This window comes from Saprospiraceae bacterium (assembly GCA_016714025.1).
GTDB lineage: Bacteria > Bacteroidota > Bacteroidia > Chitinophagales > Saprospiraceae > Vicinibacter.
Genome location: JADJOB010000002.1, coordinates 874,241 through 886,068, shown reverse-complemented (window position 1 = coordinate 886,068; position 11,828 = coordinate 874,241). Strand labels below are relative to the sequence as shown.

The window sequence follows — 11,828 nt, the reverse complement described above, 5'->3', positions numbered from 1 at the left end:
AAATTGAAAGTAGGCTTTAATGAATGCCGGGGAAGTCTACTAATAAATAAACGGAAAAATAATTTTTCTATCTTTTGGATAGTTTGGGAAATTTGAGTGATACCAGTCATGGTGATTTTTAGCTCGTGGAACTAAATTTGCGTAAGTCCAAATAAAAAATCCAAGTGCGGGTACATTCCAAGCCATAACTGCAAAACCTAACCATTGCACGAGTTCGCCAAATAAATTGGGTGACGAAACATATTTAAATAAAAAACCAAAGGGTATTTTATATCCGGTATCTCCTGTTGCTCTTAAATTTATTAATAGGGAATCTGAGGTTCTATTAATAAACATACCAATTAAAAACAATCCGAATCCAATCCAAAAATTCCAACTTAAAATCCATTGTTCGTTGTATTGAGATGTTCCAGCCAATTCGGATAAGTAGTATCCATTTAAGCCTGCATTGACAACATTGAAAAAAATTGCAGAACACACGATAAACACAGGTATTTTCTTTGGAGTTGCTTTAATTCGAAGCGGATATATGAGCGTTCTGTTTATATAATGAAGAATCCATAATAAAAACAATATCCAAACATAAGAATTCAATGAATCTTTCCCATAAACTAGAAAAAACAACATGATCAACAAGGAGGGGAGTTCCATAATAAACCAACCCAATTTATTGTTTATTGAAATGCTCCAGTGTTCGGATGTGTGTCTGCCAAATGGCGCTTTAATGTAAAACATGGTAACATGAACAACAATGGCTAATGCAATCCAACAATAATTTAGCAAGAGAAACGATTCCGCATTAAGTTGATTCATTTACAAATGTATTTTATTTATCAGACAGTTGGAAAATTGAATTGGAAATAATTTTAGATTTAATCCAAGAAATTCTTTAATAAGAATAGCCGAATGATATGTTACTGAAATTATAATCTCCAAACCCATGCAAAGTTGTTTTGATTTCCATATCTCAATAGGGAGGACAAAATATCATGATACTGATTGTTTTGAAATATTATAAAGTTTTAGAATAGTAGTCAATTCCCTACTCAATTAAAACAAAACCCGCCCACTGGTATGGATCCAATCCCAAATCCCTCATGTCCTTTTGTGCTGCATGGAATGCATCCGGTATATTCATTTTGTCTGTAAGCATTTTTTTATAAAACGTCGACATCAACATGGATGTTTGTTTATCAGGTACTTGCCACAAGGACATTATAATGTAATTTGCTCCTGCAATTTTAAAAGCGCGCTGTAATCCAAACACACCTTCATTCCCTTGAATATCACCCAAACCTGTTTCGCAGGCTGATAAAACAACCAGTTCTGTATTTGATAAATCCATTTGAGAAATTTCAAACGCCGTAAGGATTCCATCTTCTAATTCACTTGAATAAGAATCTGTCATCCAGGAGTGATTTGCGCCTGCCAGTATTAAACCGGATCTCAACATAGGTTCTTTACTATATTTAAATGTTGAAACATAGCTTCTCAATTCTGTACTATCTGCTAAACCAGATTGGATATCAGAAAAAAAGTACCCGTGTGTTGAAATATGCAAAATTGAAGGGGATGCTTTGTTGACTCCAACTTGTTTGATAGCTTGTTCTGTTGCATTTGAACTTTGTAAAATGGTAACAGGCAGCTTATTGTTTTTAAATAAATGTTGAATCTCAATAACCTCGCTTTCTGTTCCTGGTAAATAATTCCATGCATGAACTAAATGATTATTTTGAGGTGAATAAGAATTATTAACAGCTGTTGAACTAAACTCAAGCTTCGGCTCTTGTACTGCATTAATGAAGTTATAATCAATGCCTCCAATTAATAAGGCATCTTTTATAGCTTTTTTATCTTCTACCCTTGTATTGATTTGTCTGGTACTTCCTAATTGTACAAGATTATACTTATCTGAAAGAATTACACCATTCGATATTTCAACGGCATTTAAATTTAACCTATGCAAAATACCAGAAGCTGCCATATAAATTTTAGTATAGTTTTCCAAATATGGTTCCAAAGGTTTCCAAATGATATTATAAATATTTGAATAATTCTGTCTATTTATTGGTTTCACACCCCTATTAGTATATAATTCTGATGGGGATACTCCCTGAGACTGGGAAATGGCAGTAGTCAATTCCTTCTCTTCAAATAATGGAATATAGATTGGTACCGAATCCTGAGGTCTCAATATCAATGCTACATACATGATGCTATCTGTTTTAACCGGAAAATCCAAATTGAAACTAACAAACTCAATAAGTGCTTCTTCCTTTCTTAACTTCTTTTTTAAATCGACCCAACTTAGTTGTTTGCTAACATCATCATACCCAGCTATTTTCAATGCCAGATTTTTTTCAAGGCTGTTTGAATTTTCTTCCAATTCTGCAATTAAATTATTGTTTCTCTCTTTAAGTTTTTTTAAATACTCCTTATTCAATCTACGTCTATTTGATTGGATCGTTGCATACATTTCCTTTGTTTCAGGAGACTGACCTGACATAGCGTTTAAACGATTTGCCGCCATTAAAACAAATCCTTTATGAAACAAAATAGAATTCAGACTGGCACTGCTTAGATTTTTTAAACTCCCTGGATTTTGATATCTTCGATAATTCACTGAAAATAAAGTGCTATTAAATTCACTAAACAACTCAGAATACTTATTTAATTCATGTACTGACAAATACTGAATGGATTGATGAAGCTTGATTTGGTTTAATTTCAATCGCTCCTCAAAAAAATTAGTTGCCAATTTGAAATTCTGCAATTTTTCATAGGCAATCGCGAGATAATTAACACATAAAGAATATTCTGATTGCTCTTGACCAAAAAATTGCGTTAAGATGTCATATGCCTGATTCAACAGTTCGAGTGCCAAAGTATCCCGATCTGTGTCAATATAAAACTTAGCAAGCCCCAATATATTTCTTGTATAACCCAGGCTATTTATCCCCGTAAGTGCTTGCTGTTTTACCTTTGCTTCTAAAAATAATTCTTCTGCCAAATCAAATTGTTTCAATAATTTATAAGAATTTGCAAGCAAGGAAATACAAGTTATATAATCAGGATGATTAAGATTAAGTTCTCTTGAAATGATCATTTTTGCCTCTAATAAAAGCGCCAAAGCCTCTTTGCTCCTTTTCATTTTATTATACAAGTATGCCAAATTATATAAGCTTTGTGCGTATTGCGGATGATTCTTTCCAACAATTTTCTCAAATATTTGATTAGACTCCAGATAATACGCTTCTGATTTAGAATAATTGCCTAAATCCATATACAAGCTTGCCAGATTATTTAAACTTTCACCATAATCCGGGTGCATCTTACCAAGTACTTTTTCTCGAACTTCCTTAGCTTCCAAATAATATGATTCAGCTTTTTGAAGATTTCCTAAATTAAAATAGAAGACAGCTAAATTTGTTATGCTGCTTGCGTATTGCGGATGTTTAACGCCCAGAACATTTTTGAAAACCTGATAAGACTCAAGGAAGTATGGTTCAGCTTTATCGATCCGGCCAATTTCTTTATAAAATAAAGCCAAATTATTTAATGCAACTCCGTAATCAACATGATTGATTCCCACAGCCTTGCGCTGAATTTGTTGAACTTTTAAATAAATTGGTTCGCATTTATCAAATTTACCCATTAAATAATAGAGAACTCCTAAGTTATTAAGCGCTTTGCCATATTGATTATGTTCCTCTCCATATAATGTTTTAAAAATATCAATCGCTTCAAAATACCAACTCTCTGCTTCTTGATGTTGGCTTTTTGCAATACACCATTTTCCATGATTAATACAACAATTTGCATAAATTTCAGAAATTCTACCATACTTTTCCAAAGCCAGTTTCTCAACTTTTAAAGTTATTTCCAAGGACTGATTTAACTCACCTTTAGAACGTAAATTTTTTGAAACATTTAATAAACTATCCAGGCTTTTTAATTCAGTTGAATCTATGCCACTTTGAGAAATTAATAAATTGGAAAAGAGAATAAAGCATAAGACTTTTAAATAAATCATTACTAATATTTAACTAATTAATAAATTATTCCTGGATATATAATATTAAAAAAATCAACCGTCCAAATTAATGTAAATTTAACAAGCATCCCGATTGAAAACAAAACTCAGTTCTGATATATGATAATGTAAAAGATTATTCCACCAAAACGAACCCAGCCCATTGATATGGATCCAATCCAATGTCGCGCATTTCTTTTTGTGCAGCATGAAACGCATCCGGAATTGGCATCTTATTCTCCAACCACTTTTTATAAAAAGATGTCATTAACAGTGATGTTTGTTTATCTGGTACTTGCCACAAACTCATGATCAGATATTTTGCTCCCGCGATTTTGAATGCGCGTTGCAATCCGTAAACACCTTCGTTTCCCTGTATGTCTCCAAGTCCTGTTTCGCATGCTGACAATACGACTAACTCTGTATTCGACAAATTCATCTGTGATATTTCATACGCTGTGAGAATTCCATCTTCTCTTCCTTCCAATGTTTGCTTTCCTTTCCAGGCTGCATTGCCACCGGCCATGATCAGTCCGGATCGCAACATGGGATGATCACTCATTTTAAAGACAATTTCTGACTGACTGCTGACTCCTGAATGCTGACCATTAGCTTTGAGGTCTTGAAAGAAGTATCCATGCGTTGCAATGTGTATTACTCTTGGTGAAGGATTGCCTGCTCTTCCTATCTTCTTAAAAGAATCTTCAGTCCCTTCAAATCCACTGAATAGCCTTGTATTAAATCCAAAATCCATTAAGAATTTATGAATTGAATTTGCTTCCCATTCTGACCATGGTAAATAATCCCACATACCCCCTTTTAATGTTGAATCAATCATTGAAAATGATAATTCTTGAGTTGATCTAGAAGCTAAATTAGACTGTGAAATAAATAAATTAGTATCCGGTTCAAATTCTATCCCTCCAAAAATGGTTATATCATTATTGACTATTTTCAATTGATTGGCAACAGCCAATTGTCGGGTGCTTATCAACTCAATTAATTGATACTTGTCTGCTAATGTTACAGTACCAATTTTACTTGAACTTTCCACCGGAATTGCACTTAAATTAATGCGATTTAACAAACCAGCAGGTGAATAATAAATAGTTTTTACATCTTTTAAATCTGCTTCAATTGGCTTCCATATCAATTGATATAATGATTTTTTTTGCGTTTTTACTTGAATGGCTCCACGATCATTTGGTCCATATAAACTTGCAACATAATCTGCTCTTCTTTCCAAACTAACATTTAAAATTGAATCAAATTCTTTCTCTTCAAACAAAGGAATAATTTTGGGTTGAAACGCCCCGGGTCCGACAAGTAACGCGGCATACATAAAGCTATCTGTCTTTATTTTGTTGCAATATCGATAACGAATAAATTCGATTGCTGCTTCACCGATATTTAGTTTTTGCTTAATCTCTTCTAAATTAACCTGTTTGATTATGTCATAATAATTCTTTATAGTGTATGCAAGTTCCTTTTCAATTTTATTTAATTTTTCTTCTATTTCAATTATTGCTTTTTGATCTGAAATTGGTTTAGAATATTCTTGTGCCAGCTGTTGACTCAATGCTATTTTTACGTCATAAACCTTTTTAGCTATCGTATCTGACTCAATTTTATACTTTATAGTTAAAGCAGCATTGAGCAAGAACCCCTTAAAAAAAAGCGCATTATCATAACAAATTTCAGCTAGGCGTGAAGAATGGGTCAATCGCTGCGCGTAGGAAGAAATTATATCTAATTCTTCTTTGAAATTTAACAAATACTTTTGCATTTCTAGCTCCGACAGATGGTGATATCCCAATAAAATTAACTTACGTTTTCTATTAAATGCTTCTTCATAAAGTGCCTCTGCTTTATCGTATTTTTTTTGCTCAAAATATAAATTAGCCAGGTTAAATAAATTCCAAGCATAATCGGGATGATTATTTCCAACAACTTCCTCTAGAATCGCTTTAGATTCAAGGTAAAGTGGCTCCGCTTTATCATATTCCAACATATCAAAATACAAAAAAGCCAAATTATGTAGACTCATCGCGTAATCTGGATGTTGTTTGCCCAATACTTTTTCCCGTATAGATTTTGATTCTATATAAAGGGGTTCTGATTTTTCAAAATTTTTCAATTCGGCATACACTCCGGCCAGATTGTGAAGTATAGTAGCATATAGAGCATGATCCTTACCATAGGCATTTTGCACAATCTGCAGAGAAGCGATATAAATACTTTCAGCTTTTTCATATTTACCAATACTATAATATAAATTCGCAAGAACTATCAAGTTAGTGGCGTAATCTGGATGGTTCTTTCCTATGGTTTTCTCATCAATATAAATGGCATCTAAAAAAAACTGTTCAGCTTTTTCAAAATTACCCATATTTTTATATAAAATACCAAGATTAATAAGCGTAATTGCGTAATTTGGATTCTCCTTTCCTAAAGTTTCTTCATCAATTCTTTTTGCCTCTAAATAAAGAGGTTCTGCTTGTTCATATTTCCCCATCTTACCGTATAAACTTGCGAGACTTATTAAACTTGCAGCATAAAACGAATGATTTTTACCTAAAACTTTTTCAACAATAGCTTTAGCTCTTACAAAGTTTGGCTCTGCTAAGTCGTACCTACCGAATTTTTCATACAATAAGCCCAAATTGTTGAGATTGCCTGCATATTTTATGTGTTCAGTTCCAATGGTTTTTTGATAAATTTCTTTTACCTCAAGAAAAAGCGATTCTGCTTGTTCATATTTATCTAAATCTGAATACAGAATTCCAAGGTTTACTAGACTTTTAGCATAAGCTAAATGCTCTTTGCCCAGCAACTTTTTATAAATTAGACTAGATTCATAAAAATATTTTTCAGCTTCGGTGAATTCAATTTTTAAAAAATGTATCTTTCCTTTGTTCAAATAACAATTAGCACGCGAAACGGATTCTAATCCATTTTTTGTTATTGCAATTTTCTCCGCATAAGAATTCATTTCAAAAGCCTTTTCAAACTCTTGATTTTCTGCAAAATCCAATGACAATTCGAGTAAACTGTCTATTTCTTTGATAGCAATGGAATCATTGCTTTGACCAGTTACCAAAAAAGGAATCAATACAATTATATAAGTTAATTGCTTGACCAAATTCATAAAAATTCTATCTCTTAATTAACTTAAAAAGCTGACTATGATTTTCGATTTGTATTCTTAACATATAAATACCATCTTTTAACTCACTTGTATTTAAATTTATCAACTGCTGCCCTGAATTAATCGCTACATGTTGTTCTTCTATACATTTTCCAAGAATATTAAAAAAGGCTAACAAACCAGTACCACTCGATTTTGAATCTATTTTAATCAAGAGTCTATTTTGAAAAGGATTTGGACTTATGCTTATCACCAAAGGATCTACCTTCTCATAGGTTCCTACTGTTGGTTCAACGGTAATATTTACAGTTGCCGTTACACAATCCGGATCTGTATCACACATTCTGTATTGAAACACATCCGATCCAACAAAATCCAATTTAGGTTGGTAACTAAACGTACCCAAAGGATCTAAACTAACGGTTCCATTGGCAGCACCTCCATTAGCACCAACCAACAACCACAAATTGCCACCGTCACCACTCGCCACATCATTGAGAGAAACATCTCCAACTACCATTTGATTCTGTTTGGTACTATATTGGTCATTAATTGCAATCGGTAAATCGTTAATTGAATTAATGGTAATATTTACCAAAGCCTCTGCGCAATCGGGTTCTCCATCACACAATTCATATACAAATTGGTCTGTTCCAAAATAATTTGCATCAGGTTTGTAACTAAACTGGCCATCGGAATTCATGCTTACAACTCCCTTTAAAGCACCGCCATTCGCACCCTTTAATTTCCAGTTATTTGAACCATCGGGGCTTAATTCATCATTGGTAGCAACAGTTCCTGAAACTAATTGATCTTCATCTGTTGTAAAATTATCTTCCTTAGCTAAAGGAATATCATTAACTGAATTAATAATTACTTTTACTGTAGTTTGAGCACAATCAGAATTTGCATCACACAATTCATAAGTGAATTCATCCATTCCATAATAATTTGAAATAGGTTTGAAATTAAACTTACCATCTATACTCATGGTTACAATTGCTTTTAAAGCACCCCCGTTGGAACCTTTTAATTTCCATTGATTTCCTCCATCCGGACTTGGTTGATCATTTAAAGCAACATCAGCATTCAATTCCTGATCTTCATCCAACATAAAATTATCAGTAATTGCAGTTGGAATATCGTTAGTAGAATTAATTTCTATTTTAACAATGGCCTCAGAACAATCCGAATCTACATCACACAATGTATAAGTAAATTCATCCTGACCGTGAAAATCTGCGTCAGGCTTGTAATTAAATTTACCATCAACATCCATACTGACAACTCCTCTCAATGCGCCGCCATTGGTTCCTTTTAATTTCCATTGATTTCCGCCATCTATGCATGGTTGATCGTTGGTTGCTACATCTCCATTTAAATTCTGATCTTCATTTGTTATAAAATTATCAAAAACAGCGACCGGAATGTCGTTTACTGAATTTATGTCAATCAAAACAGTTGCTTCCGAACAATCAGAATCAACATCACACATTACATAATTGAACTGGTCAGATCCAAAATAATTGGGATCGGGTTTATAAACAAATTGACCGTCTGACATCATGGTAACAGTTCCTTTTAAAGCACCTCCATTGGCTCCTTTCAATTTCCAATTATTCGAGCCATCAATGCTGGGGCGATCATTGGTTACAACCGTTGCAGTAAGTTGCTGATCTTCGTCTGTTACAAAATGATCGGCAACAGCAAGTGGAAAATAATTTATTAATTTTCTTTTCCCATTACCAAATCGACTCGCCCAACGATAGCCATTGAGAAAACGATTTGATGTTCCATTCGAATCTATTTTTGAAGCAGCCAGGCCGACTGTATGAATTCGAGTAGGTCGCGTAGGGGTTTGAAACCCATCATCAAAACTCAAACTGTCATCTTCCATAGAATAATTTGGATAAGCCAATCCGACTCGTTGTTGTTGAATATATTTTAATTCTCCTTTTTCAATATTAGTGCCTACAATTCCAAAACTTCCGGCATACGTTTGATTAGCAAAACTTGCAAAATAGAAATCAAAAGCCAGTACATACGGTGAATTTTTTGAAAATACCGGATTTCTAAATTGATATACCACATCCTGATTGATGTCTGCTAAAGGAGCTCGAAATAATTTTTCAATCGCGCCGTCTCCAAATTGATCTCCAAGAGCATCCCAAAAACGAAGGACACCAATATCCCACTGTTGAAATGAATTGCCTCCAACAATAACATTGGTACTAAAACAGTCATACATAATATACTGTCCGCTTGGATCAAAATCCATCGAACCAATTTGAGTGACCGTGGAACTTTGCAATCCCACCTGCAAATCAGTATTGGTCAAACTAAACACCTGCTCATCCTGAGTAAGCAAATCTTTAACCCTTAGCTTATTATTATTCTGAGTTGGAAGTTCAAGCAGTGCAATAAATCGTCCGTCTTTAGATACACTGACGTTTCGGTAAATTGGATTGTCAATTAACAAACTTTGATCATAGGTAAATGTGCTTGGATTGTAATGCAATCTATATACTTTTAAATCAGTCGCAACAAAATAAATGTCATTTCCATCGTCTGTAACAGAAGGTTTGCTCACAATATTTAAGTTACTCAACTGCTGGAAGGATTGTGTAGTCATGTCTCTGATAAAAACTCCTTCATTCCGGTTAGCATTTACATTAAAACGGGTACATACTACAAACTCTGTCCCTGGATTTACAGGTAAATCATTTTCACTAAAATCAAACAAACCACCTCCCGGATTATTGCTGCTTGTAATTCCCACTTGATCAAATGCTGTCATGGCTGCATTTAAAACATTTGTGTTATTTGCGTATAAATCCTTACTGGATTGTTCTATGGCTGCTCGTAGATCCTTAAAGTCGGCTTGTCTTGTGAGATAAAAATTCAGTGCATGATAATAAATTTGTTCAGCCCATTGCTTTGCAGTTTCTTCACTTCCTGCAGTTGCGATTAAACCCTGAACAAATAAATAAAATGCATGATTAGGAATTCCGCTATTCCAATGCACACCCCCACCATCTTCTAAACCATGATATTGTTGATTCACATGTTTCGGTTGCCAACCAATTCGAAAACTGTCTTTAGGCAATCCCTGGTTGGGATCTGCCATGTTTCGCTCCACACCTGTTGGGCGTATTGGATGTCCCGGAACAATGATATCCTCTCCAAGTGTCCAATTTGTTCGATCGACCAGCACTCCAAAAATATCTGCAAACGATTCGTTGATTGCACCAGTTTCTGCATCGTATTCCAAACCGGAAGTTGCATCAATGATGCCATGAGAAATTTCGTGTGCACTGATATCAATTCCTTTAGCAAAAGGTAAATATCCTTTGGAAACATTTCCATTCCCGTAATGAATCGCTCCATTGGCCCAAAATGCTCCAACATAATTGGTTCCAAAGTTTACATAAGAAGAAATGGTTGTTCCTTTTCCGTCTATAGAATTTCTCCCGTGTGTATTGTAAAAGTAATCATACACCTGGCCTGCATTGTAATGTGCGGAAACGGACACCGTTGTAAAATTATTTGTCTTCGAACTGATCTGATCTTTTCCGGGAATAGGATTGAATGAATTTTTAGCATCCAGCGTCCAAATAGCTCCTATAGGATTAGCTAATTGGAATTGACCGGCTTTAAACATTGGTTTTGAAGCATCAATCAGATAAACATCTGCTCCTTCACGCCAAACATTGATGGTACGGTCCACTCCATTCAAATCTTTTGCCAGGGTTGTCTCTCCTCCGGCAATTTCTGAATTGGGTGAATTGCTTCCATTTTTAATTTCATCACTACAAACTTTACGATCGCATACACCGTGGGCATCTTCAATATGAAAACTACACTGGGTTTTTGTAGATTTCAAAATTTGGCCCGTGCTTGCATCCAGATATACCATCCAGTTTTCATATGAATTACAACGAACAGTTGTTTTGTATATCAGAAACCATTTTTGTTCGCTGGTATTAAACCAATATGCCAGTTGAAAATTTGATGCGTGAATCAGTTCATTCAAATGGTTTTTATTTTTAAAATAATTTTCAACAAAATTTTGAATTTGAGATGAATCAATCCTTGCATTGATTCTTGATTCAGGCATTAATACATTTCCATGACCCAGAATCTGACGGTCTGTATATTCATGTATAAAATATTGCCCTCCTAAAACAAGGATTCCATTGTAAAACTGATCAAACTTGGCATGCCATATTCCCCCTTTATCTATATCCTCTGAAATTTTCTGATAGCTAACTCCTGTTTCATACCGCAAGCCAAGCAAATCCACTAAATTTTGTTCCCAAAAGTTCGTTCTTTGCTTTGCGTCGATTGTACTTATTAATTTGCAGGAAAATCTCTTAGGAAATCCTGTAGCATCTGATTCCAGTGTCTTATAATTTAAATCCAATTTTTGGAAACTGATTCGCGCTAACTTAGCTTTATCAAATTCATTTTTTGTTCTGGGTTCTTGCTCTTTAGAATTTAGTTCAAGGTCTTTAATTTGACAAAAACACCTAAGTGAAAATATACTTAAAATTAAAAATAAAATTGCGCTTTTCATTTCTTTAAAATTATTGTTTGATTAGAATATTAAATTGACTCCAAAAATCATATTTCAACTAATGATAATAT

4 protein-coding genes are annotated in these 11,828 nt (G+C 34.0%); all 4 read right to left on the bottom strand.

What is annotated here, in order from left to right:
* Positions 1-39: 39 nt before the first annotated feature.
* Positions 40-813 carry a DUF1295 domain-containing protein gene (locus IPJ80_06875; protein ID MBK7913208.1) on the bottom strand — a complete coding sequence of 258 codons (774 nt, stop codon included), beginning with the start codon at positions 811-813 and terminating at the stop codon, positions 40-42.
* A 229-nt stretch (positions 814-1,042) separates the two neighbouring features.
* Positions 1,043-4,033 (bottom strand): CHAT domain-containing protein, encoded by a 2,991-nt coding sequence (locus tag IPJ80_06870; protein MBK7913207.1) that lies wholly within the window; start codon positions 4,031-4,033, stop codon positions 1,043-1,045.
* 136 nt (positions 4,034-4,169) lie between these two features.
* Positions 4,170-7,181 carry a CHAT domain-containing protein gene (locus tag IPJ80_06865; protein MBK7913206.1) on the bottom strand — a complete coding sequence of 1,004 codons (3,012 nt, stop codon included), beginning with the start codon at positions 7,179-7,181 and terminating at the stop codon, positions 4,170-4,172.
* Between the two features lie 7 nt (positions 7,182-7,188).
* On the bottom strand, positions 7,189-11,757 hold the full coding sequence (locus tag IPJ80_06860) for a tandem-95 repeat protein (GenBank protein ID MBK7913205.1): 4,569 nt from the start codon (positions 11,755-11,757) through the stop codon (positions 7,189-7,191).
* Positions 11,758-11,828: the final 71 nt, after the last annotated feature.